The organism is Aquimarina mycalae (genome assembly GCF_029906345.1).
GTDB lineage: Bacteria > Bacteroidota > Bacteroidia > Flavobacteriales > Flavobacteriaceae > Aquimarina.
In genome coordinates, this window is the sequence record NZ_JARYGY010000005.1 from 288,630 (window position 1) to 308,845 (window position 20,216).

A 20,216-nucleotide genomic window follows, 5' to 3' on the forward strand; every position below is an offset into this window, starting at 1 on the left:
AAAATACTACTATAAATCTTGAGCATTTGCGATCAATTCTGCTACATCCATTACATCAATACTATCTTCTTTTTCTTTACTCTTTACACCATCTGTCATCATCGTATTACAAAATGGACAACCTGCAGCTATAATATCTGGTTTGGTCTCTAAAGCGTCTTCTGTTCTTTCTACATTGACATCTTTATTCCCTGGTTCTGGTTCTTTGAACATTTGTGCTCCACCAGCTCCACAACACAAACCATTACGCTTACAGCGTTTCATCTCTATTAGTTCGACTTCCAGTTTTCTTAAAAGATCTCTAGGAGCCTCATAGACATTATTTGCTCTTCCTAAGTAACAAGGGTCATGAAAAGTAATTCTTTTTCCTTTAAATTTTCCTCCTTCAACAGTTAGTCTTCCTTCATCCAAAAGTGATTTAAGAAACTGCGTATGATGCATTACCTCATAATCACCTCCTAAAGCAGGGTATTCATTCTTTAAAGTATTAAAACAATGAGGACAGGCAGTTACTACTTTTTTAATTTCATATGCATTCATTACTTCGATATTAGTAACTGCTTGCATTTGAAACAAGAATTCATTACCAGATCTTTTTGCAGGATCTCCAGTACAACTTTCTTCAGTACCTAATACAGCAAAGTCTACATTGGCACTATGAAGTAATTTCACAAAAGCTTTTGTAATTTTCTTAGCTCTATCATCAAAACTACCTGCACAGCCTACCCAAAATAAAACTTCTGGCCTTTTTCCTTCAGCCATATACTCTGCCATTGTTGGCACCTTTACTGTCTCACTCATATGTATATACTATTTATATGTAATGTTTCATTTCAAAATATTTTTCAAAACGAAAATCTATATTTAATCATGTTTACCGTCGTCAAAAACTTCGATAGTAACTACTCTTTCTACTAGCTCTGTAAATTTCCCTGTATACCTTGTAGCTTTAACCAAGTGATTATCTATCCAATGATAGTTTCCTCCTCTAGGTTTACCCATTAGCAGACTATGATACTTAAATCCGTGTTTCTTCAACCAGGTTTCTGTTACTTCTCTATGATCTTCTGTTCTTGAAGTAAAAAAACAAATAATGTGTCCTTCATCAAACCACTTGTTTAGTGTTATCAAGGCATCTGGAAAAGGTTCGCAGGTAACCATTCTCTCTGGTTCTTCATTAGGAACATCTTCTGTAATTGTTCCATCAATATCAATTAAATAATTTTTAATCCCTTCTGGCAACACAGGACTTATATGTTCTCCTGCTTCTACCTTGTCATGCAATAATTTCTCTACTTCTTCCTTCTTCATAATTTCTAAATTCTCTTAATTTTTAAAGGTTTGTGGGTTAATAGTTATGGTTAATTCAATTATTATTCTTTACTCCAGTTTACTCTATCCATTTGGTTAAATGGCCAAGGAGCTCCATTATTTTCTATATTAGACATCATATTATTAAGGTCTGATGGCGCAGCACTTTGCTCCATCACCAAATATCTTCTCATATCCAGAATAATTGACAACGGGCTAATGCTAACAGGACAAGCTTCTACACAAGCATTACAACTGGTACACGCCCATAATTCTTCTGTAGAAATATAATCATTTAACAATTGCTTACCATCATCAACGAAGCTACCGTTTTTATCAATATTATCTCCAACTTCTTTAAGTCGATCTCTGGTGTCCATCATAATTTTACGAGGCGACAACTTCTTGCCAGTCTGGTTTGCTGGGCATTCACTGGTACAACGTCCACATTCTGTACAAGTATATGCATTCAGCAACTGAGCCCAGTTTAAATCCATAACATCCGATGCTCCAAACTTAGCTGGTTCTGCCTCTGATTCATCCTCTGCAGGAGCTGCAAACGGATCTGCATTAGGATCCATCATTAGCATTACTTCTTTGGTAACTGCTTCTAAGTTATCCATTTGCCCTTTAGGCTTTAAATCTCCGTAATATGTATTAGGGAAAGCTAATAGTATATGTAAATGCTTAGAAAAGTATAGGTAATTCAAAAACACTAATATCCCAAGAATATGTAACCACCAAGCACCTCTTTCTACCAAAATTAAAGAACCTTCTGTCATTCCATTAAACAATGGTGAGATATACTGACTAATAGGGTATGATCCCGCTTTGATATAGTGCTCAGCTCCTAAGTTTTGAAGTTGTAAATCTGCTGCATTCATCACTAAAAACAGGGTCATTAATACCATTTCAAAATATAGAATCAGGTTCCCATCATTTTTTGGCCAACCTTTCATCTCTGGGTTCCAGAAACGCTTTAATCTAATTACATTACGACGTATCCAAAATAAAACAACTCCTATAAATACTAAAAACGCTAATATTTCGAAAGAAGCTATCAGGAAATCATAAAAACCACCTAGAAATGCAAATATTCTATGTGTTCCAAAAATACCATCTATTATAATTTCTAATACTTCTAAATTAATAATAATAAATCCCAAATAGACTACAATATGCAATATCCCAGCTACTGGCCTTCTTACCATTTTAGATTGCCCTAAAGCGATGCGAGCCATATTAGCAAAACGCTCTTTTTTATTATCTGTTCGGTCCACATCCTTACCTAATCGAATGTTTCGGATTATTTTGCGAACGTTTTTGGTAAAATATCCAATCCCTGCTATTAAAGCGATTACAAAAATGATGTTAGGAATATATTGCATAGTTTAGTAATGGTTAGTTTATCGAGTCTGTTGGTTTTTCGTAAGGCTTGTTCTTTTTCCCAAAAACAGATATATTAACATATCTCGTTGGGTGTAATCGAAGATCTTGTAGCAATAATTCTAATTCTTTGCTAGCTTTTTCTAGATTGGTATATAACTTATCATCCTTCAACAATTTTCCAGCTGTTCCATTTCCAACCTCAAGATCTTTAGATATTTTATCAAAATTAGCTAATACACCATCTAGATCATTTACGAGTTTACCAATATTAATTTTTGATAAAGAATCGGAAAACTGATTCAAATTGGTCGACATCTCATCTAAGTTAGACAATGTACTATTTAGTTTAGTTTCATTTCCTGATAAGATATTATTGAGGGACCCAGAAGCTCCTTTGAAGTTTCTTACTGTTACACTTAAATCTTTAAATATTGAATTTAGATTGTTCTTATTATCGACAGATAAAATACCATTTACAGAAGTCAGTAATGTATCTGCATCTTTAATTGCAGCTTCTAGCTTTAACTGAAGTGGTGTTAATTGTTCATTTACCAATTCTAGTAATCCTGCTTTTACTTTTCCTGGGAGTGTATCTCGATCTTGGGCCTCTAGTCCAATCTCATATAATGGATTAATTGCTAATGATTTTCCTCCTATTAAATCTCCTCCATAGACCATCGCCACACTATTTCTAGAAAAAGAAAAATCATTACTAACACTAAATTCGACAATCAGGTTTCCTTTAGTATCAGCAAAATTAATAGACACAACCTTACCAACAACCAATCCGTTTATAGTTACTGGAGAAGATGGCATTAAACCTTCTACATTATCATAGACCGCATAAAACGTTCTATCATTTTCTAATAGGTTTTTGCCTTTCAAAAAACTATATCCAAAAATCAAAAGTGCTATAGCAGACAGTGCTAAAATTCCTGTTTTAACTTCGCGAGTAAATTTCAAAATAGCATATGTTTAGGACACAAATTTAGAATAAAAAATATACTTCCAAAGATTATTTACAAACGAATTATCAGTATTTATTTAGATTAATTCGATGAAGTATTCACTTTTAGTGCTTCTGTTAGTGGAATTAACTCATTATTCTGAAAAGCAACAACAAAACATGAAGGATATCCTTTTTGACTAGCTACATCTCTTAATTCTTTGATTAAATTGTAATTAGACGTGTTTCCAAAATAATATTTATACAATTCTCCGAACTTAACTTTAGATAATTGATCTAACCCATTAAAGTTCTTAGGGGCAAGCTCTAAATCATTCGAACCAGCTGCAATTTGAACTTTAAAAGTTATTCCATCATATAACTCTTCTCCTACTAATTTAGTGATAGAATCATTATTTACAACCTTAGTGGCTTCTGGTTCTGGAACATAATACACGGCATCTAAGCTTTCTTTATAATCTACAATAGAGGTTATAATCGATGCTGCCATTTCTTCCTGACCTTTTTTAGAATTTAAATATTTCCCTTCTTTATCATTCGTCAAAAAACCCAATTCTATAAGTACGCTGGGCATATAGGTTTGGTGTAATACTACAAAACCAGCTTGTTTTACACCTCTGCTTTTTCTTTTTAATGTTTTATTAAATCTGTTTTGAACAAAACTTGCTAATGTAAGACTCTGATCAAGATATTCTTCTTGCGATAAAATGAGTCCGATAATTGATTCTGGAGAATTAGGATCAAAACCATCATAATTCGCTTCATAATTATCTTCTAATAGAATTACAGAGTTTTCATTTTTGGCGACATTAAAGTTTTCATCATTCGCATGTAAACCTAATACGAACGTTTCTGTACCGTATGCTTGAGAATGATGGGAATTACAGTGCACAGATACAAACAGATCTGCTTTTGCTTTGTTAGCTATTTTTCCTCGTTCGTGTAATTCTATAAATTCATCGGTTTTTCTTGTATATACAACCTTAAATCGATCATCTTTTTCTAAAGCTGCTCCTATCGCTAGCACTACTTTTAACGAAATATCTTTTTCTTTATATCCATTTCCACGATTTCCAGGGTCGTTTCCTCCATGTCCAGCATCCAATACGACTACAAATTTCTTCTTCTTGTCATTTTCTAGCATAGATGTTGAAAATGCAGATAGTATAAAAACTAATACAATCGTTAAAGAGCTATATATTATTTTCTTCTTCATAATTATGCAAAATTATCACTTAGCTTGAAACATTACCAAATTGTTTACGTATTTAGTATAATAATTCTAAAATCATAAGGTTATGATCTTAGAAATTACAATACAAGTTTTTATTTAAAATAACGATAGAGTACTGTATTTGATATAAATATTTATTTTTTTATCATTTACAATCTCTACATAAAAAATATATGTAATTTTGGCACTTCAAAAACTAAGCCATAGTTTTACAAAAATAGGATTTAAACCATTGCAAACAACGGTACGTAACATACTTTATTCACTAAGTTTTTCACTATTTTGTATTTGTTATACAACTGCACAAGAGTTTGACAAAACCACTAAGAAACCAGTTCCGGTACAAAAAGACTCTATCTCTTTACCAAAAGATAAAGATACTATAAAGCTAGAAGTACCCTTAAATGAAAAAATTCAGGATACTACTAAGAAAGATACTGCTGTTGCTCCTCCACAGCTTTTGACTGATAAGGTTAAATATAAGTCTACGGATTATATGAGGTTGAGTCGTCGAGAGAATAAAATGTATCTCTATAATGAAGCTGAGATCATTTATGGAGAAATGCAAATTAATGCAGGACTCATTATTGTTGATAATGCTAAAAATGAAGTTTATGCGTATGGCATCAAAGATTCTGTTGGAGAATACACACAAACACCTGTTTTTAAACAAGCTCAAAATGTGGTAGAACCAGATTCTATTCGATTTAATTTTGATACCGAAAAAGCACTTATCTATAACTCCAGAACCAAACAAGGAGAAATGAACGTTAAGGGTGAAGTCTCAAAAAGAGTAAATGATTCTGTAATATATATGAGTAATGTAAAATTTACCACATCAGAAGATGTGGATAATGCAGATTATTACTTTTATGCGAGACGAATTAAACTTGTACCAAAGAAGAAGATTGTTACAGGTTTAGTAAATATGTTTATTGCAGATGTGCCTACTCCTCTTGGATTACCTTTTGGTTATTTCCCATTACAAGAAGATCGGACTTCTGGTTTTATTATTCCTAGTTATGGAGAGGAGAATAACAGAGGATATTTTCTACAGAATGGTGGATATTACTTTGCATTAAGTGATTTTGCAGACCTAACGGTAACTGGTGATTACTATACCAATGGAAGTTATACGCTCCTAACAGAATCAGCATATGCTGTTCGTTATAAATATAGAGGAAACCTTCGATTTAGATTTGAAAACAATTTGACTAGTGAACGAGGTTTCCCTGATTTCTCCAGAAGAACTACGTACAATATACAGTGGACACATTCTCAAGATCAGAAGGCCAGTCCTAATTCCCGATTCTCTGCTTCTGTAAATTTTGGTAGTAGTGATTTTTTCCAACAATCTACTAATCAGCTAAATACTGGAAATTTCTTAAATAATCAGCTTAGTTCTTCTGTTTCTTATGCTAAAACATTTCAAGGAGATCCTCAGGTTAATATTAATATTGCAGCTACACATAACTCTAACACCAATACAGGTATTGTAAATTTATCATTACCTAACGTAAATGCTAGTGTATCAAGGGTATTTCCATTTGCACCAAAGGTTGGAGTTAAAAAAGGTATTATTCAAAATATAAATACACAATACAATTTTAGAGGAGAAAATAGAATTCAGACGACAGATGATGATCTATTTACTTCTGATATGTTTAAAAATGCTCGAATGGGATTACAACATTCTATCCCAATCAGTACAAATTTTAAGATTTTCAAATATTTGAGCGCCTCTATGGGAACCAGTTACCAAGAAAACTGGGTATTCGAAACAATTAATCAAAGGTTTGATGAAGATGCCAATAATGGTGCAGGAGAAGTTGTACGAGATACCATTTCTGGTTTTGATGCCTTTAGAACTTATAATTTCTCAGCGAGCATCGGTACTACGGTATATGGAACTTTCAACTTCAAAAAAGGTAAAAAAATACAGGCGATTCGTCATACAATGAGGCCTTCTATAAGTTATAGTATAAATCCTGCTTTTGATAGGTTTTATACAACATACAGAAGATCTGTAGAAGATGATCCTAATACTCCACTAGTAGAAGAATTTGAAGATGTTGAATATTCTCGTTTTGAAGGTGGTTTTTTTGGTGCACCTAGTAATAATTTTTCTAGTAATGTAGGGTTTTCTTTAAGTAATAATCTTGAAGCCAAAGTAAGAAGTAGAGATACAACTGCTACAGAAGCAAAAAAAGTTAAGTTGTTAAATAACTTAACTTTTAGAACGGCATATAACATTGCAGGAGATTCTCTACAATTTAGTCCTCTATCCATAACTGGTAATATACCTATTGTAGAAAACAAACTAGATATTAACTTTAATGCAGAATTAGATCCTTATGCATTAGATAACAACAATAGAAAAATTGATAAATTAAATATTAATAATGGTGGTAGTTTATTTAGATTGACCAGAGCTAGTGCCAATTTTGGATACTCTTTTTCTAGTAAAGATTTTGAAAAAGGAAAATCAGATGATGATCCACTAGATAATCAAACATTGAGAAATGGTGGTAGGCAGGATAATTTATTTGGTGGCGGAACTGATTTTAGAGAAGAACAAAAATTTACTCAAGACGATAAGAGAGAGAGTAAAGATATTAAAAACTACAACTATAAAATTCCTTGGTCGTTACGATTGTCTTATACTGTTAATTATAGTAATAATGCACGTCAAAACGAAATATCATCACATTCTATCATGTTTTCTGGTGATGTAGAACTAGCTCCTAAATGGTCTGTTGGTGTATCTTCTGGATATGACCTCAAAAACCCAGGTTTCACATACACTAATCTTAGGTTTCAAAGAGACTTAGATAGTTGGAGAATGAGTTTTAATTGGATTCCTTTTAGCGAAAGAACTTCTTGGAACTTCTTTATTGGGATTAAATCATCTGTACTGAGCGATATTAAGTATGATAAAAGGCGTGAACCAGACCGACAGCTATAATATTAGGTTTGAAATTTTAGATATTTAATAGTTAGTTTACAAAATCAAAATAAACGATAATACTTCACACATCATGAAAAAAATCATAACTACAACTAAAGCTCCTGCGCCCATTGGTCCATATAACCAAGCAATTATGAGCGGTAACACATTATACACCTCTGGTCAGATCGCTATTAATCCAGCAACTGGAGAACTAGTAATCGATGAGATTAAAGCTGAAACAGAACTAGTAATGCAAAATCTTAAAGCAATACTCGACAAAGTAGATATGACTTTCGAAAATGTAATTAAAACCACTATTTTTCTTAGTGATATGAATAACTTTTCACAGGTTAACGAAATATATGGAAACTACTTTAATGAAGATACTGCTCCTGCAAGAGAAACAGTAGCTGTAGCTGCTTTACCTAAGTTTGTAAATGTTGAAATTTCTGTAATCGCAGTTAAATAAGAACTTAATTAAAATAATAATACAAAAGGCCTAAGTTAAATGACTTAGGCCTTTTGTGTTTGTAAAAAACTATAGAACTTATCTTATAATTATATTTCTTGTCGCTTTTGTAGTTTTACTTTCTATAGAAATTATGTAATTACCTGCTTTCAATCCATTTACATCAAATGATAAGTTATATATTCCTTTTTGCAGTTCTTGTTCCTGTAATTGCTGAATCAATCTACCTTGTATGTCAAATAAATTTATAGTCACTTTACCTTCTGAATTCATAACATAATGAATATTTCCTTTGTCCAAAACAGGGTTTGGATATACTCCTATGACCACAATTTTTTTCTCTATCTTTTCTGAAGATAATTTTTGCATCGCTACAGTTTCCTGATATACGTCTCTCGTATTTAATGCTATTGCAGATTGAGAAGCTCTTATCACTTTACAATTATTCGAATTCACATACCAACCTCTTGATCTATTTTCTTGTGCTATTGGTTTTGAAACATCATTTGTATCAAACCAATCTGCCTGTACCCTATTTTCTTTTACATCAAGTACATAATATCCATGATTATCTAAATCAACATCTTTTATATGTCTATTTAGCAACCTAATATAGAATTCTGATAATCCTGAAGCAACTCCTCCTAAAAAATCCAAATTTGTAGAAGTGACACTAGGAACAACAAACTCACACATTTTACAATCTCCTCCATATCGCACCTCTCCAACAAAAGTACTGTGTATATCTCCTGTAAGAACAATTACATTATTAATATCATTAGAATTAATAAATTTTAAAAGCTGTTCTCTTTCTTCTTGATATCCATCCCAAGCATCATTAGATGGAACTCCATTCCAAGGCATTACCATTACCTGATTTCCTATAATTTTCCATTTAGCAGAAGAGTTTTGTAACTGGCTTTTTAACCAAGTAAATTGCTCAGATCCTAATATAGATTTATAAACTTCTTTATTAGACTTTGTAAGATCTATTTCTTTATACTTTGTTCCTTTCTGTAGTAATTTTTCTAGAGCATCAGTTGATTTATTATCTGTAGCACCTTTATCTAAAACTTGTTTAACAAAACCATCAATAACTTTATTAAATTCTTCTGAAGTCAATACCTTTTCATTGTCTGATTTCTCAGTACCATCAGCAACAAATAAGATCATCGGCAGTACCTCTCTTAGAACTTCTTTCAATTCTTTTTCATTAGAAAGATCTTTTTTTGCAATTACATTTTGAGCAAATGCCTTAAATGTATCATTAGAAGCGGCTGCGCTAATTAAGTTTTTAGAGGAATTCACCTGTGTATCTCTTCCCTCTATTCTAGTATCCAACATGATTAAATCCATCAACTTTCCATAAGAGATCTTACGATACAGTCTATATTGTTCAATAGAATTAGCTCTTACTGGCATCCATTCAAAATATGCCTTAAAAGCATTGTTTTTTCTCGTTTCCCAATCACCTTCTGAAGATGGCGTATGATTTTCTGCTCCAAATTTATTAGCATCATTTGCAAATTCATGATCGTCCCAGATATTAATAAATGCGTGTTGTTGATGAACATTACGCAGCATTGGATCTAATTTATAATAAGAATGACGCACTCTGTAGTCATCCAAAGTAATAATTTCGTTTTCGGGAACATGACCTCGCTCAACTTCGTCACTATAGCCGTATCCTCCTGATTCGTATTCATAGATATAATCACCTAAATGTATTACTGCATCTAAATCCGAGCGACTTGCAATTTGATTATATGCATTAAAATATCCGTTTTGGTAATTAGAACAGGATACAACTGCGAATCTTAGGTTATCAACCAAATCTTCCTGTGCAGGAGCTGTTCTTGTCTTTCCAACGATAGATTTTACACCTAAAGATTCAAATTGATAATAATATGTAGTGTAAGGTTCTAAATCAGTTACATCTATTTTTACCGTATAATCCTTTGTTTGAGTTGTATGAATAGAACCTTGATCTACTATTTGATTCATCTGTGGGTCTTTGGCTACTTTCCAATCTACTTCTACACTATTTATATTGGTTGTAACTCTGGTCCATATAATTACTCCATTTTCTAAAGGGTCTCCAGACGCAACTCCATGATAAAATGGTGCTAGAGAAGGATCAAAATAATCGGATACGTTTCCAACATCAACAGTTCGCTCTATTTTAGTAAGAACCGTATTTACTTGTTGTCCATAAAAATAATGTGTGAATAAAAATAAGAAGACTATTTTTTTTAGGTTTGATTTCATGTGAAGTTATATTTAGTTGTTAGTTTTTCGCGAAAATATGCGAATGAGGTAACAAAAAAATTAATGATCTTCTTTTTTAATCAAACCTTAAATTAGGTAATAAACATTTTATTTCTACTCTAATAAATTAACTGTATTTTTAAATTAATCTTCGATTAAAATACTATTTTATATAGGGAAAATTCTACTCTTATTAAGATATAAAGCCCATAGTTTACAATTACAACAGTACTAATAAGTTTATTCTGGTTCATAACAGAGAAACTGCAGCGGTTACTTCATTCCCTAAATTCGTAAATATAGAAATCTAAGTTATTGTAGTGAAATGACATCCATTTCAAAAAATATCTTAAAAACTCAAGCAAAATTTGCTTGAGTTTTTTTGTTTATACACAACTATTTTTCACTAATTCATTGTCTCATAATTTCTATAACTCAAAAACACATACTTTTGAAGTGTCAGTAAAATAAACACTTCACAACGTTTTATTAATTTTGGCACGCCAATTGATTACTATATAATAAATAACAATTAAAATTATATATTATGAAAAATTTACATTTTAAATTCAGATTTGATTTTACATCATTTATTAACTTTTTAAAAGAACTTCCTGCATCTTCAGCTTATGCAATCCATAGGTAATTCGAAGATGATATGTAAGGAAACTATAACCAGAAAGAAATCTGGTTCACCCGAAAAGCATCGAGTACGAAAATTTTGGAAACCGTAAAAAGCGAGATATTGTAACAATAATCTCGCTTTTCTATTTTAAATATTTACCTTCTTATTGCACTACTTCACAACCTTCTCATATACTGCTATTATTTCTTTCTTAAACCAGGATAACTGTCTGAATCCAACAAAAAAGAGAAGAAACAATTTAACTACTTCAAAAATTACATATACAATATGCGCTATTTTAGATGGAGATGAACCGCCATTAATAACTATATCCGCATAACGATCTAGAGTCGGTAATAAATAAATAGACTGTATCATTACAATTATGAAAAGGAAAAATATTAGAACGAATAATTTCTTGTCTAATTTATAGACATATCCAATTTGTAATACAAAATACATACTAAAAATAATTTCCAGTGCATTCAATGCCTTAAAAACTATCTTTCCTATTTCCACTCCAATCGCAGTAGTCACAGATGGTGCTTGAAATTTTAAGGGAGCTTCCATAAAACTAATAGCTAGTAAAAAGCCTATCCAAATAAATGTTAGCACAAAACCATAGCTATATATTCTTTTCATGCTTTTATAGGTTTTAGATTCTCTTTTGGTTTCTTTTTACGCATACAACCTAAAGTTTCTTTAATTGTAAACCAGCAAAAATATCCAATACCCACAGAGAAAATCACATCACCTATTATTCGTAACCATTTGATCACCTGAAAGGTTGGAGAATACAACAATTCTTCGCTACGAGCATACCAATATCCATGTTTTATAGATGCTAATGTTTGAATAATTCCTTGAGGTAACAAACTAAATACTACCATTGCCAATAGCCCTATATTTAGTGACCAAAATGCAATTTTTAATATCTTATCATTCCAGATTGTATTAGATATCATTCGTAATGAAAATAATATCAATCCCATTCCCAACATCCCATATACACCAAATAAAGCTGTATGTGCATGTACTGCAGTGGTATTCAAACCTTGAATATAATATAATGCTATTGGAGGATTTATTAAGAATCCAAACACACCTGCTCCTAACATATTCCAAAACGAAACGGCAAGAAAGAAATAGATTGGCCATTTAAACTCCTGCACCCATTTTTTTACTTTCAATAAATTCCAATTTTCCCATATTTCGTAACCAATCAAAGTCAATGGAACTACTTCTAATGCACTAAATGTTGCACCAAAAGCAATTGCATGAACTGGTGTTCCCGAAAAATATAAATGGTGCAATGTCCCTATGATTCCTCCAGAAAGAAATATGATTGCTGATAATACAGTAACTCTGCCAGCAGATTTCTCTTTTATTAATTTCATTTTTACAAATAGAAATGCGATAACTACAGTTGCAAATACCTCAAAAAATCCTTCTACCCATAGATGAACCAACCACCATCTCCAATAATTTATTACAGATAAGGAAGTGTTTTCTCCATACATTAATCCCGAAAAGAAAAATGCACCAATGGCAATAACAGATATTAAGAACAAAATCAACAAGTTTCTTGTATTATCTCTTCGTTTAATACCAATAATAATATGCCTACCTACTAAAAACACCCATAACACTAAACCAACTGCAAGTAGTATTTGCCAGAATCTTCCTAAATCCATATACTCGTATCCTTGATGTCCAAAGAAAAAATTCATGGTCAAACTTAAATACTGTTTTACTCCTAACCACTCTCCAATCATAGATCCAAGTACAACAATCAATATGGCTATGAAAAGAAAATTAATTCCAAACTTTTGAAATTTTAATTCTTTGTTACTAACTAATGGAGCTATAAATAACCCTGTAGATAACCAAGCCGCTGCAATCCAAAATATTGCCAGTTGCGTATGCCATGTTCTACTAATACTATATGGAAGGTACTTAGATAACTCAAATCCAAAGAAAGCTTGTCCTTCTACACTATAATGCACGGTTATAATTCCTAGAATAACTTGCAAGGCAATTAAAAAACTAATCACTAAAAAATACTTCAATGTTGCTGTTTGTGATGGGAACAACATAATTCCGTGCAAAGGATTTTTCTCTGGAATTTCATCATTTTGTTCTTCATTATGATTACTTCTAATATGATACCATACCATAATCGATATAAACAATAACAATAGAACAATTGAAAATCCTGACCATATTTGGGCATCTACAGTTATTGTATTATCTATCAGAGGTTCATGTGGCCAATTAGATGTATAGGTAATAGTATCGTCTATCCTATTTGTTGAAGCTGCCCAAGAAGTCCAAAAAAGAAATGCATTCAAGTCATTCAATTTAGACTCATCGGTAAGCATGTTTTTTGGTATTGCATACTTTTCATGACCTTTAGAAAAAATATCTTTATAATGTCTGGAGTTTGAAAGAATTGCTTCTTTTCGATCCTTGGTTATCACGATATTTCCAGTAAGTGTATCATAGGTATTTGTCTTTACCTGATGTATTAATCTTCCTTTTAATAAGGCCTGATTTTCAAAAGATAGGTTTTCATAATCTTTTCCGTAAGTAACGGACCATTTGTTTAATAAGAACACCGCTTCTCTATGGATCCAGTCTGCAGACCAATCTGGAGCAACATAGCTTCCATGTCCCCATATCGACCCAACTTCCATACCTCCGATAGACTCCCACACATTCTGTCCTCTTTGTATGTTTTCCTTTGTAAATAAAACCTCATTTGTATTATTAATCAATACTTTCTCAGGTATCGGAGGTTTTTCCTGATATATTTTTATTCCTACCCAAATTAACGCAGTAAAAGACAGTACTACAATAGTGGTAAATGCTATCCATATTTTTTTCATGGTTCTCGTTTTGGTTTCTAATAATTTTAGATACAAAACTACCATCAGAATTATCCATCTTTTATGATTGAGATCATGTTAGAAAATATATTTTAAAAAAATAATCGTCTGTCAAATCAAAACATACAACATTATGCTTTATGATCTAACTCATAAAATAGGAGAAAAAAAGCTTCTAATTTTGAAAGAACTAAAAATACAATTGATATGCAGATAACGTCATTACTAAAGGATCTTTCTTATGGAGATAAAAAACCTGTAATTACCAAATTAATAGAAAACGAGGCCACCAAAGAGATAAGAATTGTATTTAGAAAAGGGCAGGAAATGAAAAAACACAAAACGCTGTATCCTATAACGGTAGAGATTTTTGAAGGGGAAATTGGTTTTGGTGTTAATGGTATGATGTACGTTCTAAAAAGAGGAGATATAATTTCATTAGAACCTAATATCAGTCATAATCTAATTGCATCAGAAAACAGTATTGTTCGTCTTTCATTATCTAAAAAAGATTCTGTGCAAAGAGTACAAAAAATAAATCAGTAACTTAGATTACAGCCTATGAGTTACTTTATATTTAAAACGATTATATATGTAAGAGGATTTAAACTATACAGAGAGTATATCAGAAATTCGTAGTAATTCTTTATTAATGCTATGATCTTCTTTTAGACCTTCATCAAAATTAGTAGCTACTATTTTATTATTAAGCAACCCAACCATTACGTTTTCTTCTCCATCCAGCAATAACTCTACTGCTTTAACACATAATCTACTGGCCAAAGTTCTATCAAAACAAGAAGGAGAACCTCCTCGTTGCATATGCCCTAAAACTGTCACTCTTACATCATAATCTGGTAAATTTTCGGTTACATAATCCGCCAGTTCATACACATTCTTTCCTATTTTATCACCTTCACACACCACAACGATACTGGAAGATTTTCCTGAGCGTTTACTTCTTTTTAAGGATTCTAATAACCTATCTAAACCTAAATCTTCTTCAGGGATTAAAATCTCTTCTGCACCTGCACCTACTCCACTATTTAGTGCAATAAACCCTGCATCACGTCCCATTACTTCAATAAAAAATAATCGATCGTGTGAGCTAGCTGTATCTCTAATCTTATCTATAGCTTCTACTACAGTATTTAGTGCAGTATCATAACCTATTGTAAAATTAGTACCTGCAATATCATTATCTATGGTTCCAGGAACACCAATTACAGGAATATCATATTCTTCGCTAAAAATTTTACCTCCTTTAAAAGTACCATCTCCGCCAATTAAAATCATAGCATCAACGCCTATATTTTTTAGATTATCAGCGGCTTTCTTTCTTCCTTCGGATGTTCTAAATTCATCTGATCGTGCAGATTTTAGAATGGTACCTCCAGCACTAATGATATTACGAACACTCCTTGCTGTCATTTCGCAATAATCATTTTCAATCATTCCTTGATACCCTCTATAAAAACCAATGCATTTTACCTTATAATAAGAGCACGCACGTGCGACAGCTCTTATTGCTGCATTCATTCCAGGAGAATCACCACCCGATGTCATTACACCGATTGTTCTAATCTGTTTAGCCATTTAATTTTGTGTAAAGTTTAACCAAATTATTTATTCTTATCTGTAAAATTAATAAATTCTGGTGTTTCTATTTTAGAAGTATCTTTAGTTTTTTCGGGAATAGAATCCTTAACTTTTTTGGAGGTAAATACTTTTTTCCAAAGTTCATTAAAGTTATCAAAATCTACAGAATAAGAAAGCCCAACACCTTGTTTGTATCCTTGAGATTCACCGATGTATTGAATTTCATTTTGACGATTAAAAATCTTTCCTTTTAGGGTACCGTCTTCATTAAAAAGGTATTCTACCTCAACATCTCCTGTTACTACAGATTCACTTACGCCTCCAATAGGCACTCCTACTCTACCATTAATAAGAATTCTGTTATTTATTTGTGTAGAAACGGTAACTCCAAATTGATCAGCTGCCTCTTGATCCACATTACGGTTTCCTTGAACATAATTAACTCCAACTCTAAACTTATCATCATCACCAGAAAATATACCATTCACCAATCCTGCTGCGCGCTCTACTAAGTTTCCTGTTATAAATGTAGGATCTAAATTACCACTATAGAATTGTCCTTGAGTAACTAAGGATAATGCTTGTAACTCTTTTGTTGCTTGATCTTCTAATTGATATTCTAACTCACTTTTAGCAACAGAGCTTAAATTAGGTAGTTCTATATTAAAATTAAGGTCTGGTTGAATCAATTCTCCATTTAAATCAACCACTACTTCTACGGGGATTTTACGGTTGATTGTAGCATTTTCTAGAAGTACCGCTGGGTTTGCCTCCGTTTTATACACGGCGCTTAGGTTAAGTTTAGCTCTGGTTGGGCTGCCATCCCAATTAATACTTCCTCCTGATCGTACTGTAAAATCTTTTCCAACTAAAGCACCATATCTAAAATTATAACTTCCTTCATATGCTACAAAATCACCCCACATATTAAATTTTCCGTTGGTGTTGATTTCGATAAGCAGTGTTCCTGCTCCACGACCTTTTAATGAACTACCTGTTTTCTTATCCACTACAACCTCTACCAATGCATTATCATTAACATCCAGATCAAAGTTAAGTTCAAGTCCTTTTATTTCCTCTAAAATAATTTCTTTACCATCCAGTCGGGCTTGTTTTTCCTCTGGACTTAAAAAATGAATATATGAATTATCACCAATAGACTCAGATTCGTTTAAAGGTATTTTAAAAACAGTTCCTTTTTCGGTAGTAGCGTTTACTTCTATAACCAAACCATCGGTTGGTCCTTCAATCGTAGCATCTCCACTAATAAACCCTGTTCCATAATACAGTGATTCTTCATCTTCTTCGGTATCCAGCACTAGAAGTCTTTCATTGGCAATTAGTTTTAATCCAAGTTCCCATTTAGAAAATCGTTGATGACCAATATATCCTTCTAAAATTCCTTTTGTATTATATTTTGTATCGGTAATATCAACGCTATCAAAATTAAAACGTTGTTCATTTAAAATAACCCTAGAATCTTTTTCAAGATCAAGATCTACATTTAAATAAGGAATTTTTAATCCAGCTTTATTTAATGTCAAAACACCATCAATAGAAGGGTTATTATAATTCCCAGACACTTTAGCACTTCCGCTCACAAAACCTCTAAGGTCTGATATCACTATTCCTCCTAACTCACTAAACCCAGACATATTAAACTGGTCTAAGTTTACATCTATATTCATATCAGGATTATTATCCGAAACATCAATAGATCCAATTGCAGAAAGAGTTTTTACACGATCATTGTTTACCAATCTTGTATTTACCTTATACTGTGTTAACGTTTCATTACCAGAAACATTAACTCTTAGTTCTCCCAAATTCGAATCATTTACGGCCAAATCATTGATTACAACCGTAGAGCTAGGAAAATAAGTACCTTTATCTTGCAACACTGTGAGATCTCCATCCACAATACCTGTTAACTTTAAGTTTTCAATATCTGGAGTAATTTTATTTAAATCTACATCTCTGAAGGTTGCTTTAACATCTTTATTACCTATACCTTCCATAATACCTGAAACACTAATTAGTTCTTCTTCGTGACTTAGAATTATGGATCGAATATCTATATTCTGAAAATTATTGTCGAATATTATCTTATTATTACTTTTACTTTTATTAGGGTTTGCATACCACGTATATCCTTTAAAAGTAAAATCTGACTTTTTAAATCCTAACACAGAATTATTATCTTCATTGATGGTATGGTAAAATTCTAAATTATAATTATCCACATTATTTTTACCTCCTTTAAACTCTGATCGCATAAATAAGGTATCATTTAATGTCACATTAATAAGACTAAATTTAGACACATCATAATACTTAGAATCTATACTATCAATAGCAACATAGGTATTAAATAGAGGATTTTTATTGTCCACTTGTATATCTACTCGTTTCATTAAATTATCAAATGCCCTGATAGAAGGGGATTTAAATGTAAGCTTAAATTCAGAATCGTTACTTTCTACTTTTCCTTTTATAAACGTATTTGGTGCAAACTGAATTTCTGGAAAAAACACATCTACAATTTTATTATAGATCTTGAAGTTAAATTCCATAAATTCATTATCCGTAATCTCTGTAGCTTCAAAATTGGTGTATAAACTACCTATAGAATTTCGGAACAAATCATACACGTTTTCAAATCTAAAAATCCCTTTTACACTACCTTCAATTATATCAGGACTATTCATAGTTATGGTTCTGATATTATCATCATCAAAACTAGATTTGATTTCAAAGTCATCAAAATAGTAACTAGCGTTTTGATTTTTATACAATGTTTTTTCGAAAGAAATAGTTCCAAAAGCATCATTAATACCAGTTCCTTTCATTTTCATAATCACATCCCCGTTAAAAACAGATGTACTATCTCTGGTAAAAATGTTTAATTTTTTTAAATCTATATGATCCACATTTGCCACGAAATCATAGTTATTGATTTCTTCGGATAAATCCGCTACTCCGTTAAAACTAAATTTAACATTAGGATCGTCCGAGACTAACTTACCATCAAAAACTGGATCTTTTAAATCTCCGATCACTTTAAGGTTTGTATAAGAATATCCATTAAATTCTAATTTTCTTATATCTCCTTCTAATTTGGTATCAAGATTATCTAACGTAAAACCGCTTCCATCAACATGGATATCAAAAACAGCATTACCCAATCTTGGTTTACCTAATAATTGTCCTACATTAAAATTATTAGAAATCACATTACCATTATAAGTAGCTTTCTTTACATTATCTAAATCGCCTAATAAAACGAATGCACTGATCTTTCCTAATTGAGAAAAGAAGTCCATATCCACATCTACATCCTTAATAGTAACAATGGTGCTTCCTATAGCTTTAACACTACCTAATTGATATAATTGTTTAGGCAAAGACTCTCCTAATATACCAGGCAACAAATTAACGAGATCATAATAATTCGTTGTTAAGTTGGTTAAATCACCATCTAGTCTAAATTTAGAAACATTAGTCACCGCATTACGTATTCTAATATCACCCTGAATAATAGATCTATCCAATCCTGTAATATCAGAGTTTAATATTTCGAAATCATTCAGTGTTCCTTTTACTGACGTATTTTTAAGTATTAGATCTTCGTTTCGGCCAAACTCTTTGTAAAACGGAATCAAATCATTGGTCGAGATTGTTGCATCACTAAAATCAGCTACAATATTCACACTGTTTTCAAAATCTACAAGTCCTCCTCGTTTATAAGAAAACACAACCTCTCCTTGCACCTTAGAATCTGGAGTTTGAATCAATAATTCGCGAAAACGCATTTCTGTGGGCGTAATTGAAAATCCTGTTTTCAAATTAGAAACATTCAACCCTCTATGATCCTTAAATGATAATACATTTGTATTAATATAGAAATCTTCGCCATCTACTTTTAGGCTTTTTGCGTCTAGCATAATATCTCTAAGTACAACAATATTTGTAGTATTTAAATTTTCATCTATATAGCTATACTTACTATTATTCATCGTTACATTACCTGTAGTAAGTACAAATTTAGTATTGGATGTTGATTGTTTTCCAGTATTAAATTTTCGAATAAAAGTCATGAGATTGTCGCTACGCTCATCTTTGTACATTTTCATTCGAAAAGTTAGATCATTAATAGTAACATCTCCCAATTCAGGTTGTCCTTTCGTGATTTCTTTTAAATTTAAAATTGACGTAGCAATGCTTTTCGCATATAACAAAGTATCTTGATGATGATCTTTTACAAAAACTTCTTTTAAATCAATATCACCAGAGTATGTAAGTCCTACTCTACCAATATTAATATCTACACCATACTCATCATTAAGATAATTGGTGATTTTTTTACCGAAAAAAGTTTGAACTCCAGGAATAGAAAATAGGATCACCAATAGTATAAATAGGGTGATTAGGGTAAGTAATACCCTTTTCAATATTTTCCCAAATTTTTTGATACGTTTTATTGTTTTAACTTTGCTGACAATATTAACAATTTCTA

The 20,216-nt window shown here is 31.8% G+C and carries 13 protein-coding genes; 3 read left to right on the forward strand and 10 right to left on the reverse strand.

Going from position 1 to position 20,216, the window contains the following annotated elements:
* Positions 1-9: 9 nt before the first annotated feature.
* The 5 genes from QBK95_RS13735 to QBK95_RS13755 form a co-directional block, all read right to left on the reverse strand.
* A complete protein-coding gene (locus QBK95_RS13735; protein WP_280934712.1) occupies positions 10-801 on the reverse strand; it encodes a (Fe-S)-binding protein in 792 nt (263 codons plus the stop codon).
* Positions 802-864: 63 nt separating this feature from the next.
* Positions 865-1,311 carry an LNS2 domain-containing protein gene (locus QBK95_RS13740; protein WP_280934714.1) on the reverse strand — a complete coding sequence of 149 codons (447 nt, stop codon included), beginning with the start codon at positions 1,309-1,311 and terminating at the stop codon, positions 865-867.
* 62 nt (positions 1,312-1,373) lie between these two features.
* Positions 1,374-2,699, reverse strand: a complete 1,326-nt coding sequence (locus QBK95_RS13745) for a 4Fe-4S dicluster domain-containing protein (protein ID WP_280934716.1) — start codon at positions 2,697-2,699, stop codon at positions 1,374-1,376.
* Positions 2,700-2,712: 13 nt separating this feature from the next.
* The gene (locus QBK95_RS13750; RefSeq protein WP_280934718.1) at positions 2,713-3,663 is read right to left on the reverse strand and encodes an MlaD family protein; all 951 of its coding nucleotides are present in this window, start codon (positions 3,661-3,663) and stop codon (positions 2,713-2,715) included.
* An 86-nt stretch (positions 3,664-3,749) separates the two neighbouring features.
* Positions 3,750-4,883, reverse strand: coding sequence for an N-acetylmuramoyl-L-alanine amidase family protein (locus tag QBK95_RS13755; protein ID WP_280934720.1), 1,134 nt, complete (start codon positions 4,881-4,883; stop codon positions 3,750-3,752).
* 199 nt (positions 4,884-5,082) lie between these two features.
* Between QBK95_RS13755 and QBK95_RS13760 the strand changes: the two genes are divergently transcribed.
* Entirely contained in the window at positions 5,083-7,866 is a 2,784-nt protein-coding gene (locus tag QBK95_RS13760) for a putative LPS assembly protein LptD (protein WP_280934723.1), read from the forward strand.
* 73 nt (positions 7,867-7,939) lie between these two features.
* Positions 7,940-8,320 (forward strand): Rid family detoxifying hydrolase, encoded by a 381-nt coding sequence (locus QBK95_RS13765; protein ID WP_280934725.1) that lies wholly within the window; start codon positions 7,940-7,942, stop codon positions 8,318-8,320.
* A 78-nt stretch (positions 8,321-8,398) separates the two neighbouring features.
* Here the strand turns inward: QBK95_RS13765 and QBK95_RS13770 are convergent, their stop codons facing one another.
* The 3 genes from QBK95_RS13770 to QBK95_RS13780 form a co-directional block, all read right to left on the reverse strand.
* Complete coding sequence (locus QBK95_RS13770; RefSeq protein WP_280934727.1) at positions 8,399-10,588, reverse strand: T9SS type A sorting domain-containing protein; 2,190 nt, start codon at positions 10,586-10,588, stop codon at positions 8,399-8,401.
* Between the two features lie 796 nt (positions 10,589-11,384).
* On the reverse strand, positions 11,385-11,855 hold the full coding sequence (locus tag QBK95_RS13775; protein ID WP_280934728.1) for a hypothetical protein: 471 nt from the start codon (positions 11,853-11,855) through the stop codon (positions 11,385-11,387).
* The gene (locus tag QBK95_RS13780) at positions 11,852-14,101 is read right to left on the reverse strand and encodes a nitric-oxide reductase large subunit (protein WP_280934729.1); all 2,250 of its coding nucleotides are present in this window, start codon (positions 14,099-14,101) and stop codon (positions 11,852-11,854) included. The genes QBK95_RS13775 and QBK95_RS13780 overlap by 4 nt, the downstream gene beginning before the upstream one ends.
* Before the next feature lie 207 nt (positions 14,102-14,308).
* On the opposite strand from QBK95_RS13780, the gene QBK95_RS13785 reads away from it, so the two are divergent.
* Entirely contained in the window at positions 14,309-14,647 is a 339-nt protein-coding gene (locus QBK95_RS13785) for a cupin domain-containing protein (RefSeq protein ID WP_280934731.1), read from the forward strand.
* A 63-nt stretch (positions 14,648-14,710) separates the two neighbouring features.
* Here QBK95_RS13785 and pfkA read toward each other — a convergent pair whose 3' ends face one another.
* Complete coding sequence (pfkA, locus tag QBK95_RS13790; protein WP_280934733.1) at positions 14,711-15,697, reverse strand: 6-phosphofructokinase; 987 nt, start codon at positions 15,695-15,697, stop codon at positions 14,711-14,713.
* 26 nt (positions 15,698-15,723) lie between these two features.
* On the reverse strand, positions 15,724-20,151 hold the full coding sequence (locus QBK95_RS13795; protein WP_280934734.1) for a translocation/assembly module TamB domain-containing protein: 4,428 nt from the start codon (positions 20,149-20,151) through the stop codon (positions 15,724-15,726).
* Between the last annotated feature and the right edge of the window lie 65 nt (positions 20,152-20,216).